A 16,438-nucleotide genomic window follows, 5' to 3' on the forward strand; every position below is an offset into this window, starting at 1 on the left:
ATGCGACACGGACAAGGAGGTGGACCATGGATTCTTCAAGCAGTTGGTACCAAGACACCCAGTTCGAGCATGACATCTACGTGATGGTCATCCGCGAGCCCAGTTCGCCGAGCCTTGACCCGCACCAGTCCGGCTCCAGCTACAGCTATGTCGGGCGCCTGGCCGGACAGGGCCAGCATCCGTGCTTTTCCCTGCACTTCGCCTGCCCGCCCTACGGCAACGACTACGCCAGTACCGACGCTGCCCTGCAAGCCGGCATGGCCCACGGCCGGGCACTGGTGGAGCACTGGCGGACCCGTGGGCGCAAGCCGCCTGTCAGCGGCGAGATCGCCCTGCCCAGCTACAGCAACTGATCGCCCCCGCCACGCCCCCCTGCCCCTACTGCGGGCAGCCCTTGCTGATCCAGGCGCTGAGCTCATCGATCTGGGCTTGCGGCAGGTAGGGGCCGCCCGGAGGCATCTGGCCAAAGGCTCCGGTCGGTCCCCAGAAGGTGCCCTGGGTGCCACTCAGGGCATAGATGATGTTCGAGTGGGCGCCATCGCCCTTGACCAGGATCGGCAGCGCCTGCCCCGTCGACGGGTTCTGTACCCCCGGCACGTTGCCCGTCACGAACGCCTGGTAGGAGGTCTGCCAGAACGCGCCATGGGGCGCGCCGGAAATATCCAGGTTGTTCTGCGCGACGAAGTTGTCGAGAAGGGCCTGCACATCCTTGAAACTATTGAGCGCCATGGCTATCGCCCTCGATGTGGGGGTTGAACACTTCCTGGTAACGGGCGCTGGCTTCGGCCAGCGCATTGCCGCCAGGAGCCTCGGGCAGTCGGACCTGGCCGCCCTTGAGGATGAAGCTGAAGTCGTAGCCGGCGACCTGGGCATTGCCATGGCAGCCCATGCATCCCCCCATGTTCACCCCTTGGGCCACCGGCGGCCGGTTGGTCAGGGAGTACACATTGGGTGGCGGCGGCGCCCCAGCGGCCTGGAAGGAAGTCGGCGCACCGTTGGCAGCAATGCGGCCCTTGAACTGCTGCAGGGTGTAGTCGGTCTCGACCATGATATTGGCCTGGTAGAAGACCGCCGGGCCGTGGCTGACGTCGCTTCTGGAGATCTGGCTGACATCGAACGGCTGGGCCTGGACCGAGACCAGCTTGTAGTACTGCCAGGGCGAACTCCCGATCCCCCGGCCCAGGGTATAGGCCTGGATGGCCTGGTGCGCATCGCGGTTGGCCTGGATCACCTCGGCGGTGATCGACTCATAGCGCTGGTTGACGCAGATCGAGCCACCGACGGGTTTCCCGCTGCCCGGGGTTTCCTGATAGTACAGCTGCCTGGCCGGCTGGCAGAAAGGGCCATTGGCCCTGACCTGGGGATTGCTCGGCGAGTCCTGGTAGCTCAGGGCTGGCGTGGTCGGTGACGAGACCGGCGGACGCCTGAGGATGACCCCGTTCTGGTCTTCGACCCGCGAGCCGTCGGCCAACAGGATGTTGTCGCTTTGCTCGAAGGTGGCATAGATGAAGTTGGGGGCCGAGGGGGTCTTGTGGATGATATGCAGCGCGACCATGGCCCACTGCTCTTCGAAATAGCAGAGGCCGTTGTTCGTCCCCTTGCGTTCGTAGAAACGTACGGTCTGGCGGTGAAAGCGCGAGGGATCTTCAGTGGGCGCCAGCTTGCGCCAGGCTGACTTGACCTCGATGGTGCCGCTGGGAAACGCCACTCGGCCGGCCGCGAACCTGGGCGGCACTTGCTTGATCCCGTTGACGAAGTTCTGCGCGGCCTGGCGCAATGCGGCATTGGTGTACCAATACTGATTGGCCGCGACATAGCTGTATTGCGTCTGGTTGGCTTTGGCCAGGAAGCGCACCAGCTGCGGCTGCGAATTGCGGTTGGACGGGGCCGTGGACGAGATCCCGGCGAACATCTGGTTCAGGCCGATCTGGGTGATCTCATCGAGGTTGACCCAGGCCGGCTGCGACACGGGGGCCTGGCCGGGGCAGGCGGGCACCGGGATTGCGTAGTTGTAGATGGGGGTCGTGTTGTAGCCATAGCTGGGGCCCCCGGCTGGGGAATAGCCTGGCGGCCCGACATTGGCATTACCGTTGCCCGGGAAGATCTCCACCTTGCTGCGGTAGGTCTGCCAGACCAATGGCCCACCCGAGGCACCGAAAGGCCGGTTGAAATCGGGCACATCGCGCTGCCCGGCGCGGGCTGGCCAGTTCAGGGCGATGAACTCTTGCCAGGCGAAGGCCGCAGCGGCCGCCAGCGAGGCCTGTGGCGCCCCTCCGGGAATGTCCCGGGGCACGTTGGGAGACACCGTGATCGCCAGCGACTGGGCATGGGCACTGGCGCCCAGCAGCATCGCGGCGCTGGCCAGGGCACTGGCAAACGACTTGCACAACCACCTCGCACCGCTGGTCCGACGCTCCATGTCATGACTCCTGTCTGTCCTGCTCGAGAGCGTAGATCAGCTCATTCGCAGCACAGCCGGGAAGTTCCAGAATATTAAGCGATAGCCCTAATAGCCAATGGCCTTATCAGTGACCACGCCATGACCGGTGATCAGCCGATTGCCGGTACAGCCAGAGATATTGATGCCGGTCAAGCAACCGCATCTTCACAAGGATGAAGCTTTGGGCAACCAGGGCTGTGGTTGCAGCCCGCCCCTCGCCTCCCAGGAGACTTGACCATGTCCAGCAGCGCTCTCGATATGCTCCCTCACCCGCCGTTCCCGGCGCAGCAAGGCCAGTACTGGATCGACGCCTTGAGCGACGGCAGCCATGTGTTGATCCGCCCACTGCGCCCGCAGGATCGCCAGCGGGAAAAAGCCTTCATCGAAAACCTTTCGCCCATCACCCGGCACCAGCGCTTTCTCGGCGAAGTCAAGGAAGTGGGTGATCAACTGCTCGACCAGTTGATGGATGTCGGCACCGCGCAACGGGTGGCCTACGTGGCGCTGGTGCATGACAACGGCGAACTGCGGGAAGTCGGTATCAGCCGTTATGCCCAGGTGGACGACCAGCCCTGGCGCTGCGAATTCGCCGTGACCATCGCCGATGAATGGCAAGGCAAGGGCCTTGGTGCCCTGCTGATGCAGCACCTGATCGACGAGGCCCGCCACAACGGCTACCAGCAGATGTACTCGGTGGACTCGGCCACCAACTACAGCATGCGCCGCCTGGCCAAGCTCCTGGGCATGCGTAGCGCCATCGACCCCGACGACGCCACCCAGGTGATCCACAGCCTGGCGTTGTAACCCTCCAGGCCGCGCCTCAGCCCGAGGCGCGGCCGCATTGCCCGCAGAACCTCGCCCCCGCCGACAACGGCGCCCCACACTGCGCACAACCTGCCGCAAGCAGCGCTGCCGCGCATTGCTGGCAGAACCTGGCCCCCGGCGCATTCATCGCCCGGCATTGCGGGCAGGAACTGCCGGTGCCCTGCGGATTCCCTCGGGAACCATGATGGCCACCCCGGGAACCGCCGTGGCCATTACCGTGATGACCCATCAGCAGACGTTTGAAAAAGCCCATGTCGATCACTCCTTCTTGAGATGATCGCCAGTAAAAACCCTAAAGTAACTATAGGGTCAAGCCACCGCCGACAAGTGCTCATAGAGGATCGCGCTGCCGACGATGATCAACACCAGGCCTCCCAGGGCCTCGGCACGCTGCCCCATGACCGTGCCGATGGCCCGGCCCAGCATGACGCCCAAGGTGACCATGGTCATGGTGGCCAGGCCGATGGCGGTGGCCGCCACCCAGATATTGACGTTGACGAAGGCTAACCCTACCCCGACCGCCAGGGCGTCGATGCTGGTGGCGAAACCGGTGACCGCCAGCAACCAGAATCCATGCGCCTTGGGCGCTTGCGGCTCGGCTTCAGTCTCCAACCGCACCCCGTTGTAGATCATGTGCAGGCCCAGCGCCGAGAGCAGGGCGAAGGCGATCCAATGGTCCCAGGCGGCCGCCCACTGGGCCGCGGCCTGGCCGATGAACCAGCCGACTACGGGGGTAATGACTTCGATGACGCCGAATATCAGGCCGATGCGCAGGGCTTCGAGCAGGCGCGGCTTGAACATGGCCGAACCCTTGCCGACCGCAGCCGCGAAGGCGTCGGTGGACATGGCGAAGGCGAGGAAAATGATCGAGGCTGGATTCATCTTGGGTCTTCCGGTCGGGCTTGAGTCCACGACATGCCCACGCGCCCGACTTCAGCGTAGGTATGTCGATGGTCTCACCAACCGCAACGGCGCCCGCACCACGGCAGGTTGCCGAGAGTGTTGATACGGGCTCCACCGCAAGAAGCGGTGGCAGGCTACTCCCCAAAGAGGCGCGCAGCTTAACCCCCCACTTGTGAAAATTTCATCAGCGGCCCTGCATCCCCCGGTTAACTGCCGGTTTAACACTCTTTGACATTTTCCTGACAAAGCTGCCAAAGACTGGCTTCACGCCCTTCCCTAGCATTCCCGGCATCCAATCCTTGTGCCCGGGTGCTTCATGTCCGCCAAACTCTTTGGCCTGCCGCTGCTGGGCATCTTGCTCAGCAACCTGGGCTGCAATGGCCAGCCGCCAACACCACCAAGCATCGCCCAGGGTGACTACGCCAGCATCATTCGCTACCTGAAGCAGTACATCCCGCAGCAGATGGCCGAACATCAGGTGCCCGGCTTGTCCATCGCCTTGGTAGACGGCCAGGAGTTGATCTGGGCCCGGGGCTTTGGTTTCGCCGACAAGGAGCGGGGCCTGCAAGTGACCGAGAACACCGCGTTCCGTGCCGGTGCCTTGTCGCAGTTGCTGACGGCCACGGCGGTGATGCAATTGGTGGAGCAAGGTCGCTTGCAGCTCGATGCCCCCCTGCAAGCCACGCTCAAGGAGTTCTACGTCCGCTCGCGCTTTCACGACGACCAGGACGCCGCCGACCAGGCAGTGACCCTGCGCCGCCTGCTCAGCCACCAGGCCGGCATGCCCGCCGAATACCTGCATGACCTGCGCACGCCCCATGTCCTGGGCCAGCTACCGCAGAAGGTCAGCGGGGTATGGCTGAACAATGCCCCCGGCACCCGCACCGCCTATTCCAACCTTGGCTACGCCTTGCTGGGCGCGGCCATCGAACGCAGCACCGGCCAGGACTTCGAGCAGCATCTGCAGACCAGCCTGCTGCGGCCCCTGGGCATGCGCCAGTCGAGTTTCATCGGTGACAGCCGCCAGGAGCCCTATCGCGCCCGCGGTTACCAGGATGGTGCCGCCAGCGGCCATAGCCCGGAGCGCGACATTCCCGCCGGCGGCCTGTGGACCAGCCCGCGGGACCTGAGCCAGTTCGTCCGGATGCTGTTCGCCCAGGGTCACTACAAGCAACGCCAGTTGCTGTCGGCCAGCTCGATCCAGGAGATGACCCGCCCGCAGAACATCGGCAATGCCCTGGATTTCGACTGTGAAGTGGGCCTGGGCTGGTTCCTCTCGCCATGCGGCGACGAGTGGGTGCGCCCCGGCATTCGTACCTGGCAGCACAGCGGCATCGGCAACAACTTCCATGCCCAGGTCAGCGTGCTGGCGGAACAACAGCTGGCGGTGATCGTGATGAGCAACTCCGACACTGGCGAAACGCTGGTCCCGGGCCTGGTGACCCAGGCCTTGCGCCTGCTGCTGCAGGCCCACGGCGCTCCCGAGGAACAAGACACGGGCACTGGCCTGCCACCCCGTGAGCAGGCAGTACGACGCCGAGTGCCGGAAGCCGCCGATCGCCAGCAACTGGCCGGCTTCTATGCCACGGCCTATGGCGTGCTGCGGATCAGGGACCAGGGCCAGCGCCTGTTCGGCGAGGTGGCTGGCGTGCGCTTCGAGCTACTGCGCGACGAACATGGCTGGCTGCGGGCGCAGAAAAAAATCCTCGGCCTCTGGCTCCGGGACCTGGGCGACCTGGGCCGGGTGCAACTGGATGTCGTCAGCATCCAGGGACATCGGGTGTTCACCGCCAAGAGCCACGGCCAGCTGCTGGCGGTGGGCGAGCGCATCGATCCGGTGCCTTTGCCCGACAACTGGCTGGCCACGGTGGGCACCTACGAAGCCCTTGCCGACAGCGAGGAAAACACTCCCGTCAGCGGAGTCAGCATCGCCCTGGAAGAGGGTTTCCTGATGATTCGCAGCCTGCAGCAGGGCCGCACCCTGACTGACTACATCCTGGCCCCGGTGGACAACGCGCATGCGGTGATCGCCGGCCATGGTCCCGGCCTGGGCGACACCGTGCGACGCCAGATCAATGGAGTCAACGTCCTGGGCTACTCGTTCAAACGTTCCTATAACGCCAACTACCTGAGGTTCTAAACCGATATGAAAACCCTGAAACGCTCCGCCACCACCGCGCTGTGGCTCGGCACCCTGGGCCTGACCACGGCCTCTGCCGTGGCCCATGCCGAGGATTGGAAATTCGGCGTCAACGCCGGGGTGGCCAGCGTTCCACGCTACAGCGGCAGCGACGAGCGCACCGTGGTGCCGATCCTCGGCGCCGAGGTTGTCAGCCCCTACGGCATCTTCCTCAACACCCAGCAGGGCCTGGGCTGGGGCAATAAATGGGGCGACCTGTCGTTCAGCACCTGGGTCGGCCCGAGCGAGTCGCGCCGCGACAAGAACCACATGGGCCAGGGCTCCAAGCGCCTGAGGGGCATGGGTGATATCAAGACCCGGGCGCAATACGGCGCGCACCTGGGCTACGACCTGGGCCCATTCGAGCTGGGCGCCACCGTGACCCACGCCGTGAAGAAGAACAACAACCGCGATACCGGCCGGGCCTACAGCCAGCTGGAACTGAGCATCGGCACCAACCTGTATGAAGGCAGCTACGGCAGCCTGGACGCCAGCGTCAACACCCTGTTCGGCAACGCCGACTACATGCAGACCTGGTACGGCGTCAGCAGCACCCAGGCGGCCAACAGTCGCTTTGGCGCCTACAACGCCAAGGGCGGGCTGGTCAGCAGCGGTGCCGACCTGACCTGGACCTTGCCGCTCAACGAGCAGACCAAGCTGTCCACCCAACTGTCGATGGACTACCTGGGCAAGAAGGCAGCCGACAGCCCGATCGTCGACCGGCGCCTGCAGACGGTGCTGTCCACCCAGATCGAGTACAGCTTCTAAGGCCGCAAAGAATACGGCCCGTGATCACGGGCCGTATGGCATTGAAGACCAAGCCCCCACGAGGGGCCTGGTCATTTGATGCAGGGCGCTTGTCACCTCGCCCGGTGCCGCGTCAGTCGGCGCTGGCCCAGGTCATGCGGAACGAGGCGCCGCCCCACTCCGAGTCCACGACTTCCACCTTGCCGCCATGCCACTGCGAGACCCTGCGCACCAGGGCCAGGCCCAGGCCGAAACCGCCGGTGCGCCGGTCGCGGCTGGCATCGAGCCGGGAGAATGGCTCGAAGATCTTTTCCCGCCCCTCCACCGGTACACCGGGGCCATCGTCGTTGACCCGCACCTCATAGCCGTTATCCAGGCGTACCAGGGATACCTCCACCCGCCGCTCGGCGTAGCGGATGGCGTTGCGCAGCAGGTTGATCACCGCCCGGGCCATGAAGCGTGGCTCGATGCTCACGTAGTCCACCTGGCAGGAGCGAATCAGCAACTGCACCCCGGCCGCCTCGGCCTCCAGAGTCACGCTGCCGACCACGCTGTCGAGCCAGCTCTGGGCCTGGATGTTCTCGCGATTGATCGAGGCCGCGCCATGTTCCAGGCTGGCGTAGCTCAAGAGTTCGGAAACCATTTCCTCCAGCTCGCCCAGGTCGGCGTACATGTCGCAGATCAGTTCCTGGCTTTCCTGGGGATCCGGGTTCTGCTTGAGCTGGTCCAGTTCGAACGACAGCCGGGCGATGGGCGTGCGCAGTTCATGGGATACCGCGTTGGTCAGCTCGCGCTGGTTGGCGATCAGGCCTTCGATACGGGCCGCCATGCGATTGAAGTGCTGGGCCAGGTCGCGGATGTTGGAGCGCCGCGACAGGTGCAGGCGAGTACCCAGGTCGTTGCTGCCGAAACGCTCGGCGGCCAGGCGCAAACGCTCCAGGTCACGCCAGTGCGGCCGCACCCAGAAGTACAGGACGATGCCCAGCAGGGCGCCGAGCAAGGCATAGCCTGCAATGTTGTAGTGCAGGGTCATCGGCTGTTCTTCCGGCAACTTGATGCTCAACAGCTGCGAGCCGCCGTCGATACTGGAGATGAACTCGTCGTAATCGCCACCGCGCACCACCAATTGGCTGGAGTCCAGCAGGGCCTGCTCGCGAGGGGTCAGGTTCAGTTGATCGGCATTGACCAGCGCCAGCAGCAGGCCATAGTGAGGCTTGAGCTCCTCCAGCTGGCGCTGGCGCCCGGCTTCGTCCAGCGGGCGTAGCTGTTCACCCAGGCTGTAGGCCGGCCCCCGGACCGCCTCGCGGTTGTAGGATTCGATCAGGTCGGCTGCCAGGTAATTGAGGAAGATGTGTTGCACTGCCGCCATCGATCCGGCGAAACCCAGGACCAGGAACAGGTAGAGCCCCAGAAACAGCCGCAGCATTCAGATCTCCCAGGCGAATGGATTGAACAGGTAGCCCTTGCCCCACACGGTCTTGATGCAGGCCGGTTCACGGGGGTTGTCCTTGAGTTTGTAGCGCAGCTTGCTGATGTAGACGTCGACGCTGCGGTTGAGGCCGTCGAACTCGATACCGCGCATGCGGTTGAGGATGTCGTCCCGGGACAGGGTCTTGCCCGCCGCGCTGGCCAGCAGCCACAACAGTTCGAATTCCATGGTGGTCAACTCGACCGACTCGCCGCCCAAGCGTACCTCGCGGCTGCTGCGATCGATGCTCAGCACGCCGAACTCCAGGGCGCCACGCTGGGCCGCGGGCTCGGGCACCTGGCGGCGCTGCAAGGCCCGCAGGCGCGCCAGCAGCACCGCCGGCTTGATCGGCTTGATCACGTAGTCATCGGCGCCGGATTCCAGGCCCAGGATATGGTCCAGATCATCCTCCTTGGCGGTGAGGATGACGATCGGGACGTCCGATACCGCGCGGATTTCCCGGCACACGTGCAAGCCGCTCTGGCCTGGCAGCATCAGGTCGAGCACCACCAGTTTCGGTTTGAATTCATCAAAAGCCGCCAGGGCCACATCGCCCCGATGGACCGTCAACACTTCAAAGCCATGCTGGGAGAGGAAATTCGCGATCAGCCCGGCGAGCTTTTCGTCATCTTCCACCAGCAATACTTTGCCAAGACCCAGGTTATCCATAAATACCAGTCTGCGAACGCACGATTTGAGTGCGCGCATTATATGCGGCAGAGGATTAAAGAAAGGCTAAAGCGCAGCACAAAACCTGGAACCTGCACGGTTTTTTGCAAGGTTTCATCTTTTTAAGAGTTTTTAACAATTTGCCCCCGGGCGCGCCCCGGGGGCCAGGGTTCACCAGGCCGGCACGCCGCTATGGAAGCGGAACTCCTGGTCGGGGGATTCGATCAGTTCCTGCTCGGCGGCCCGGACCTTATCGATCACCCGGGCGATATCGTCGGCATCGCCGTACTGGTAGGCCAGCTTCAGGTAACCCTGGTAATGCCGGGCCTCACTCTTGAGCAGGCCGAAGTAGAACTTGCCCAACTCCTCGTCCAGGTGCGGTACCAGGGCCTCGAAACGCTCGCAACTGCGGGCTTCGATGAAAGCCCCCACCACCAGGGTATCCACCAGCTTCACCGGCTCGTGGTTACGCACCACCTTGCGCAGGCCCGAGGCATAACGCCCGGCGGACAACTGGCGCAGTTCGACCTTGCGCTTCTTCATCAGGCGCAGGACCTGCTCGTGGTGCACCAGTTCTTCGCGGGCCAGGCGCGACATCATGTTGATCAGGTCGATGTGCGAGTGGTACTTGGCGATCAGGCTCAGGGCCGTGCTGGCAGCCTTGAACTCGCAGTTCTTGTGGTCGATCAGCAGGTTTTCCTGGTCGGCCAGGGCTGCCTGGACCCAGGCATCGGGAGTCCGGCAGCCGAGGAATTGATCAATGGGCGGGAAGTTCATCGGCAGGTTTCCGGGCGGCCCGCCCCAGCGCGGGGCTGGCGGGCGGCATCAGCAGTGGTCGATAACATGAGGCTCACGGTACAGGCAGGGCTTCACAGGCAAAGGCGGCGATTATACCGGCCACGCCGCAGACCACCAGCGACCGCGATTGATATGCATCAACGTCCCGCCCAAGTGCCAGCAACTATAGTTATGAGCAGTTCCCATTCACTCTTTGCCGGAGTTCACGATCATGCAAAGCATCCGCAGCATCCTGGTGGTCATCGATCCCGCGCCTGGCGAAAGCCTGGCCCTCAAGCGCGCCAAGCTGATCGCCGGGGTCACCCAGGCCCACCTGCACTTGCTGGTCTGCGACAAGAAGCATGAGCATTCGGCGCTGCTCAGCGTGCTCAAGAGCAGCCTCACCGGCGAGGGCTACAGCGTCACCACCGAACAAGCGTGGAACGAGAGCCTGCACGAAACCATCATCGACGTGCAGCAGGCCGAGGGTTGCGGCCTGGTAATCAAGCAGCACCTGCCCGATACCCCGCTGAAAAAGGCCCTGCTGACGCCAGCCGACTGGAAACTGCTGCGCTACTGCCCGACCCCGGTCCTGCTGGTCAAGACCGCCACGCCCTGGACCGGCGGGGTGGTCATGGCGGCCATCGACGTCGGCAACCTGGATGGCGAGCACCGCGCCCTGCATGCCAGCATCGTCGACCATGGCTTCGACATCGCCAGCCTGGCCAAGGCCCAGCTGCATGTGATCAGCGCCCATCCGTCGCCGATGCTGTCGGCGGCCGATCCGGTGTTCCAGCTCAAGGAAACCATCGAAAAACGCTACCGCGATGCCTGCCGGGCGTTCCAGAGCGAATTCGATATCGACGATGGCCACCTGCACATAGAAGAAGGCCCGGCGGACGTACTGATTCCCCACATGGCCCACAAGCTGGAAGCGGCGCTGACCATCATCGGCACCGTGGCCCGCACCGGCCTCTCGGGGGCGCTGATCGGCAATACCGCCGAGGTCGTGCTCGATGCCCTGGACAGCGATGTGCTGGTGCTCAAGCCGGCGCAGATCATGAGCCACCTCGAAGAACTGGCCGCCAAGGCCTGAGGCAGCGAACCGTGGCGAGGCAAGCCGCCCCGCCACGCGGCTCACTCAGGAGCCCAGCGCGTCCTTGAGGAAACCCGGGGCGATATAGCGCTGGTAGTGGGCCTCGGAGAGCAGGAAGAACTCGCGATCGATGGCGTCGCGCAACTCCGGCAAGCCCCAATCGCGAAACTCCGGCAACAGCACCATCCCGTAGGCATCCAACTGGTTGATAACCCGCGCGCCCCGGGCGATCAGCTGGTAGGCCCAGCAGTATTCCGACTGGTGGGGCACGAACCGGATCTTGCGCTGCTCCAGCTGGGCCCGCAGGCGTGCTGGATCGAAGACTTCCAGCTTGGCCGTCATCACCTGCACCAGCAGCTGTTCGAGGCGCAGCCAGACCGCGCGCTTCTCATCCTCGTTGTAGCCGTTCCAGTTGACCACCTCGTGGTGGAAGCGCTTGCAGCCACGACACACCAGGTCGCCGTAGACAGTAGAGCAGAGGCCGACGCAGGGGGTCTTGATGGTCTGGTTAGGCATAGGTGAAGGTCACGCGGGAAAACAAAACAGGCCGGCATGTTAGCCCTTTGTCTAACATTGATCACCCCTCAAACTTCAATACGCCAACTTACGTTTAGATTTTTTTTGCCGTAGAATCATCCAGCCTTTTTAGGCGCCAATGTCCGTTTGAAGCTGTTTTCAAAGCGTCACGAGCACAGTCGTTCCTTCAGAGCGGTGTTGGCGAAGGGTTTTTCCAGCGGGGAAAAGCCCGGAGCCAACCCTCATCAGCTCCCGTTCTGCAGGCGTAAAACTTTGAAAGCAGCTTCTGTAAGGAATTGTCGGTAATTCTGGCTAAGTGGCCCACAACGCCACGCAGCGCATGAGTACGGCAATTTCGGGATGAGCGTCCCGGACACCCATTTGGGACCACTGATGAGGGTAATAACTGTGCTTGAAGCCTACCGCAAACATATCGAAGAGCGTGCAGCACTGGGTATCGTTCCCCAGCCGCTAAACGCCGAACAAACTGCAGGCCTGGTCGAGCTGCTGAAAAACCCGCCGGCCGGCGAAGAAGCCTTCCTCGTAGACCTGATCACCAACCGCGTTCCGCCAGGAGTCGACGAAGCTGCCTACGTCAAGGCGGCCTTCCTCTCCGCCGTGGCCAAGGGCGAAGCAAAATCGCCATTGATCGACCGCAAGCACGCCACCGAACTGCTGGGCACCATGCAGGGCGGCTACAACATCGAGACTCTGGTCGCGCTGCTGGATGACGCCGAACTGGGCGCCGTCGCCGCCGAACAGCTCAAGCACACCCTGCTGATGTTCGATGCCTTCCACGACGTGGCCGAAAAAGCCAAGGCCGGCAATGCCCACGCCAAGGCCGTGCTGGACTCCTGGGCCGCCGGCGAGTGGTTCACCGCCCGTCCCGCCATCGCCGACAAATACACCCTGACCGTGTTCAAGGTGCCTGGCGAAACCAACACCGACGACCTGTCCCCTGCCCCGGACGCCTGGTCGCGCCCTGATATCCCGCTGCACGCCCTGGCCATGCTGAAGATGGCTCGCGATGGCATCGAGCCTTCGCAACCAGGTTCGGTCGGCCCACTGGCGCAGATCGAAGCGGTCAAGGCCAAGGGCTTCCCGGTCGCCTACGTCGGTGACGTGGTCGGTACCGGTTCCTCGCGTAAATCGGCCACCAACTCGGTGCTGTGGTTCTTCGGCGACGACATCCCGTTTGTTCCGAACAAGCGCGCCGGTGGCTTCTGCTTCGGCACCAAGATCGCCCCGATCTTCTACAACACCATGGAAGACGCCGGCGCCCTGCCGATCGAATTCGACTGCACCAACCTGGCCATGGGCGACGTCATCGACGTTTATCCATTCAAGGGCGAAGTACGTCGCCATGACAGCAACGAGCTGGTCACCAACTTCGAACTCAAGACCGAAGTGCTGCTGGACGAAGTCCGCGCCGGCGGTCGTATCCCGCTGATCGTCGGCCGTGGCCTGACCGAGAAGGCCCGTGCCGAGCTTAACCTGGGTGCTTCCGACCTGTTCAAGAAGCCAGAGCAGCCTGCCGACTCCGGCAAGGGCTTCACCCTGGCGCAGAAAATGGTCGGCCGTGCTTGCGGCCTGCCAGAAGGCCAGGGCGTGCGCCCGGGTGCCTACTGCGAACCGAAGATGACCACCGTCGGCTCCCAGGACACCACTGGCCCGATGACTCGCGACGAACTGAAAGACCTGGCTTGCCTGGGCTTCTCCGCCGACCTGGTCATGCAGTCGTTCTGCCACACCGCGGCCTATCCGAAGCCGATCGACGTCACCACCCACCACACCCTGCCTGACTTCATCCGCACCCGTGGTGGCGTGTCCCTGCGTCCTGGCGACGGCATCATCCACAGCTGGCTGAACCGCATGCTGATGCCGGATACCGTGGGTACCGGTGGCGACTCCCACACCCGCTTCCCGATCGGCATCTCGTTCCCGGCCGGTTCCGGCCTGGTAGCCTTCGCCGCTGCCACCGGCGTCATGCCGCTGGACATGCCGGAGTCGATCCTGGTGCGTTTCAAGGGCAAGCTGCAACCTGGCATCACCCTGCGTGACCTGGTTCATGCCATCCCTTACTACGCCATCCAGAAAGGCCTGCTGACCGTCGAGAAGAAAGGCAAGAAGAACGCCTTCTCCGGCCGCATCCTGGAGATCGAAGGCCTCAACGACCTGACCGTCGAGCAAGCTTTCGAACTGTCCGACGCCTCGGCCGAACGTTCCGCTGCCGGCTGCACCATCAAGCTGCCGGAAAAGGCCATCGCCGAGTACCTGCAGTCCAACATCACCCTGTTGCGCTGGATGATCGGTGAAGGCTACGGCGATGCCCGTACCCTGGAGCGCCGTGCCCAGGCCATGGAAGCCTGGCTGGCCAAGCCTGAGCTGCTGTCGGCCGACGCCGATGCCGAATACGCCGAAATCATCGAAATCGACCTGGCCGACGTCAAGGAGCCTGTGCTCTGCGCGCCGAACGACCCGGACGACGCCCGCCTGCTGTCCTCGGTACAGGGCGAGAAGATCGACGAAGTGTTCATCGGTTCGTGCATGACCAACATCGGTCACTTCCGCGCTGCCGGTAAGCTGCTGGACAAGGTCAAGGGTGGTATCCCGACCCGTCTGTGGCTGGCTCCGCCAACCAAGATGGACGCTCACCAGCTGACCGAAGAAGGCTACTACGGCATCTACGGCAAGGCCGGTGCGCGCATGGAAATGCCAGGCTGCTCGCTGTGCATGGGTAACCAGGCACGTGTGCAGACCGGTTCGACCGTGGTCTCCACCTCGACCCGTAACTTCCCGAACCGCCTGGGCGACGCCACCAACGTGTACCTGGCATCGGCCGAGCTGGCCGCTGTCGCTTCGATCATCGGCAAGCTGCCGACCGTCGAGGAGTACATGCAATACGCCAAGGACATCGACAGCATGGCTGCCGACGTCTACCGCTACCTGAGCTTCGACCAGATCGCCGAGTTCCGCGAAGCGGCAGCCAACGCCAAGATCCCGGTGGTGCAAGCCTAAGGTTCTAGCGCTGTAGAAAGAACGCCGCGTATTCCACGATACGCGGCGTTTTTTATTGCCCCGACCTCAGTCCCTCCTCCCTCGGGCAACAGAGCGCTGCGCCAAGCCCGCGCCGTTCGACCTCGAGCCCGGAACAAGGCTGCGGCCAACCCGCTCGTGCTACGCGACTCCTGCGCTTCCTGCTGCACAGGTGCCGCATCCCCCCATGAACGACAACGCCGCCGGTGCAGTGAAGCACCGGCGGCGTTGCTTGCAGCTATTGGGTTGCGACTGGCAAGCCCGGCCTCAGGAGGCCAGCGAGTACACCAGTGCGGTGATGGCCACCAGGCCCACCAGGGTCACGAACACGTTGGACGCCTGGCCGCGATAGCGCGCCATGGCTGGCACCTTGCGGATGGCGTACATCGGCATCAGGAACAGGATGGCCGCGATCACCGGGCCGCCCAGGGTTTCGATCATGCCCAGGATGCTCGGGTTCAAGGTCGCCACCGCCCAGCAGATCACCAGCATGAAGGCCGCGGTCACCCGGTCCAGGGTCTTGGCGCCCGGGCGCCGGCCGCTCTTGATGATCAGGCCCTTGAGGCCTTCGCTGGCACCGATGTAGTGGCCCAGGAACGACTTGGCGATGGCCACGAACGCGATCAGCGGCGCAGCGAAGGCGATGGTCGGGTTGCTGAAGTGGTTGGCCAGGTAGGACAGGATCGACAGGTTCTGCGCCTTGGCTTCGGCCAGTTGGGCCGGCGACAGGGTCAACACGCAGCTGAAGACGAAGAACAGCACCATGGCCACCATCAGCAGGTGGGCGCGGGACAGGATCTGCGAGCTGCGCTGCTCGGCGTGCTGGCCGTAGCGGCGCTTCTGGTCCACGGCGAAGGCCGAGATGATCGGCGAGTGGTTGAAGGAGAACACCATCACCGGAATCGCCAGCCACAGGGTATGCAGGAAGGCCGATGGCGCCGGGATATCGCCGGCGGTGGCGAGGATGCCGCCGTTCCAGTGCGGGATCAGGAACACCGCCAGGAACAGCAAGGCGATGATGAACGGGTAGACCATCAGGCTCATGGCCTTGACGATCACTTGCTCACCACAGCGCACCACCGCCAGCAGGCCGAGGATCAGCACCAGGGACAGGATCGCCCGCGGCGGCGGGGCGATGTGCAGCTGGTGCTCCATGAAGCTGCCGACGGTATTGGTCAGGGCCACGCTGTAGATCAGCAGGATGGGGAAGATGGCGAAGAAGTAGAGCAAGGTGATCAGGGCCCCGGCCTTGATCCCGAAATGCTCCTCCACCACCTCGGTGATGTCGGCGCCGTCACGTCCGGAGAGCACGAAGCGGGTCAGGCCACGGTGCGCGTAGAAGGTCATGGGGAAGGCCAGCAGCGCCAGGATCAGCAACGGCCAGAAGCCGCCGAGGCCAGCGTTGATGGGCAGAAACAGGGTACCGGCACCAATGGCGGTGCCGAACAGGCCCAGCATCCAAGTGGTGTCTTGGCGATTCCAGCTGCTCAGGGTCGCTGGGGCCGCCGTTTCAAAGCGTTGATCAACGCTGTTGGCCTGATCATTCATCCGGTGGGATCTCCACATTCCGGTCGTTTGCCGTTGGCTCGAAGCGCGTCGGAATACCCGACAGACAGAACCCCGAGCAAACAGAGGGGGGCGCGATTGTCCGGGATTCCAAGGGCGCTGCATAGACTCAGCGGAGGAATGGCACCTGCGTTGCAGCAATAATGTCCGTTTTTGTCGCAAGGCGTCTGGCCCGGCCCTCTCCCTGGTCCTGCGGCTTTTTCGCAGGTGCCGATC

Annotated in this window: 15 protein-coding genes and 1 riboswitch; of the genes, 6 read left to right on the forward strand and 9 right to left on the reverse strand. The window is 63.6% G+C overall.

Annotated features, from left to right (window positions below):
• The first annotated feature begins 26 nt into the window (after positions 1-26).
• On the forward strand, positions 27-353 hold the full coding sequence (locus tag C4K40_RS17465) for a hypothetical protein (protein WP_022644019.1): 327 nt from the start codon (positions 27-29) through the stop codon (positions 351-353).
• Positions 354-378: 25 nt separating this feature from the next.
• Here C4K40_RS17465 and C4K40_RS17470 read toward each other — a convergent pair whose 3' ends face one another.
• Both C4K40_RS17470 and C4K40_RS17475 read right to left on the reverse strand, forming a co-directional pair.
• Complete coding sequence (locus C4K40_RS17470; RefSeq protein ID WP_022644018.1) at positions 379-729, reverse strand: hypothetical protein; 351 nt, start codon at positions 727-729, stop codon at positions 379-381.
• On the reverse strand, positions 716-2,419 hold the full coding sequence (locus tag C4K40_RS17475) for a hypothetical protein (RefSeq protein ID WP_053130603.1): 1,704 nt from the start codon (positions 2,417-2,419) through the stop codon (positions 716-718). Before C4K40_RS17475 ends, C4K40_RS17470 begins: the two co-directional genes overlap by 14 nt.
• 258 nt (positions 2,420-2,677) lie before the next feature.
• Between C4K40_RS17475 and C4K40_RS17480 the strand changes: the two genes are divergently transcribed.
• Positions 2,678-3,244, forward strand: coding sequence for a GNAT family N-acetyltransferase (locus C4K40_RS17480; RefSeq protein ID WP_053130604.1), 567 nt, complete (start codon positions 2,678-2,680; stop codon positions 3,242-3,244).
• 16 nt (positions 3,245-3,260) lie between these two features.
• On the opposite strand, the gene C4K40_RS17485 is transcribed toward C4K40_RS17480, so the two are convergent.
• Entirely contained in the window at positions 3,261-3,518 is a 258-nt protein-coding gene (locus tag C4K40_RS17485) for a zinc-ribbon domain-containing protein (RefSeq protein WP_083456874.1), read from the reverse strand.
• 56 nt (positions 3,519-3,574) lie between these two features.
• On the reverse strand, positions 3,575-4,147 hold the full coding sequence (locus tag C4K40_RS17490) for a manganese efflux pump MntP family protein (RefSeq protein WP_053130605.1): 573 nt from the start codon (positions 4,145-4,147) through the stop codon (positions 3,575-3,577).
• 5 nt (positions 4,148-4,152) lie between these two features.
• A riboswitch (yybP-ykoY riboswitch) is annotated at positions 4,153-4,318 on the reverse strand.
• Between the two features lie 166 nt (positions 4,319-4,484).
• On the opposite strand from C4K40_RS17490, the gene C4K40_RS17495 reads away from it, so the two are divergent.
• Positions 4,485-6,308 (forward strand): serine hydrolase, encoded by a 1,824-nt coding sequence (locus tag C4K40_RS17495; RefSeq protein ID WP_053130606.1) that lies wholly within the window; start codon positions 4,485-4,487, stop codon positions 6,306-6,308.
• Positions 6,309-6,314: 6 nt separating this feature from the next.
• Positions 6,315-7,115 (forward strand): MipA/OmpV family protein, encoded by an 801-nt coding sequence (locus C4K40_RS17500; protein WP_053130607.1) that lies wholly within the window; start codon positions 6,315-6,317, stop codon positions 7,113-7,115.
• Positions 7,116-7,227: 112 nt separating this feature from the next.
• On the opposite strand, the gene C4K40_RS17505 is transcribed toward C4K40_RS17500, so the two are convergent.
• From C4K40_RS17505 to C4K40_RS17515, 3 genes are all read right to left on the reverse strand, one after another.
• On the reverse strand, positions 7,228-8,520 hold the full coding sequence (locus C4K40_RS17505; RefSeq protein ID WP_022644011.1) for an ATP-binding protein: 1,293 nt from the start codon (positions 8,518-8,520) through the stop codon (positions 7,228-7,230).
• Positions 8,521-9,231 (reverse strand): response regulator, encoded by a 711-nt coding sequence (locus C4K40_RS17510; RefSeq protein WP_031321582.1) that lies wholly within the window; start codon positions 9,229-9,231, stop codon positions 8,521-8,523.
• A 171-nt stretch (positions 9,232-9,402) separates the two neighbouring features.
• Positions 9,403-10,008: a tRNA-(ms[2]io[6]A)-hydroxylase gene (locus C4K40_RS17515; protein WP_022644009.1), complete on the reverse strand. Its 606-nt coding sequence runs from the start codon at positions 10,006-10,008 to the stop codon at positions 9,403-9,405.
• Between the two features lie 232 nt (positions 10,009-10,240).
• Here C4K40_RS17515 and C4K40_RS17520 point away from each other — a divergent pair, with 232 nt between their 5' ends.
• Complete coding sequence (locus tag C4K40_RS17520; RefSeq protein ID WP_053130609.1) at positions 10,241-11,104, forward strand: universal stress protein; 864 nt, start codon at positions 10,241-10,243, stop codon at positions 11,102-11,104.
• 45 nt (positions 11,105-11,149) lie between these two features.
• On the opposite strand, the gene C4K40_RS17525 is transcribed toward C4K40_RS17520, so the two are convergent.
• A complete protein-coding gene (locus C4K40_RS17525; RefSeq protein WP_022644007.1) occupies positions 11,150-11,620 on the reverse strand; it encodes a DUF1289 domain-containing protein in 471 nt (156 codons plus the stop codon).
• A gap of 408 nt (positions 11,621-12,028) precedes the next feature.
• Here C4K40_RS17525 and acnB point away from each other — a divergent pair, with 408 nt between their 5' ends.
• Positions 12,029-14,638 (forward strand): bifunctional aconitate hydratase 2/2-methylisocitrate dehydratase, encoded by a 2,610-nt coding sequence (acnB, locus tag C4K40_RS17530; protein ID WP_053130612.1) that lies wholly within the window; start codon positions 12,029-12,031, stop codon positions 14,636-14,638.
• Between the two features lie 285 nt (positions 14,639-14,923).
• On the opposite strand, the gene C4K40_RS17535 is transcribed toward acnB, so the two are convergent.
• Positions 14,924-16,204 (reverse strand): serine/threonine transporter, encoded by a 1,281-nt coding sequence (locus tag C4K40_RS17535; RefSeq protein ID WP_022644005.1) that lies wholly within the window; start codon positions 16,202-16,204, stop codon positions 14,924-14,926.
• Between the last annotated feature and the right edge of the window lie 234 nt (positions 16,205-16,438).

The sequence above is a fragment of the Pseudomonas sp. CMR5c genome (assembly GCF_003850545.1).
Classification (GTDB): Bacteria; Pseudomonadota; Gammaproteobacteria; order Pseudomonadales; family Pseudomonadaceae; genus Aquipseudomonas; species Aquipseudomonas piscis.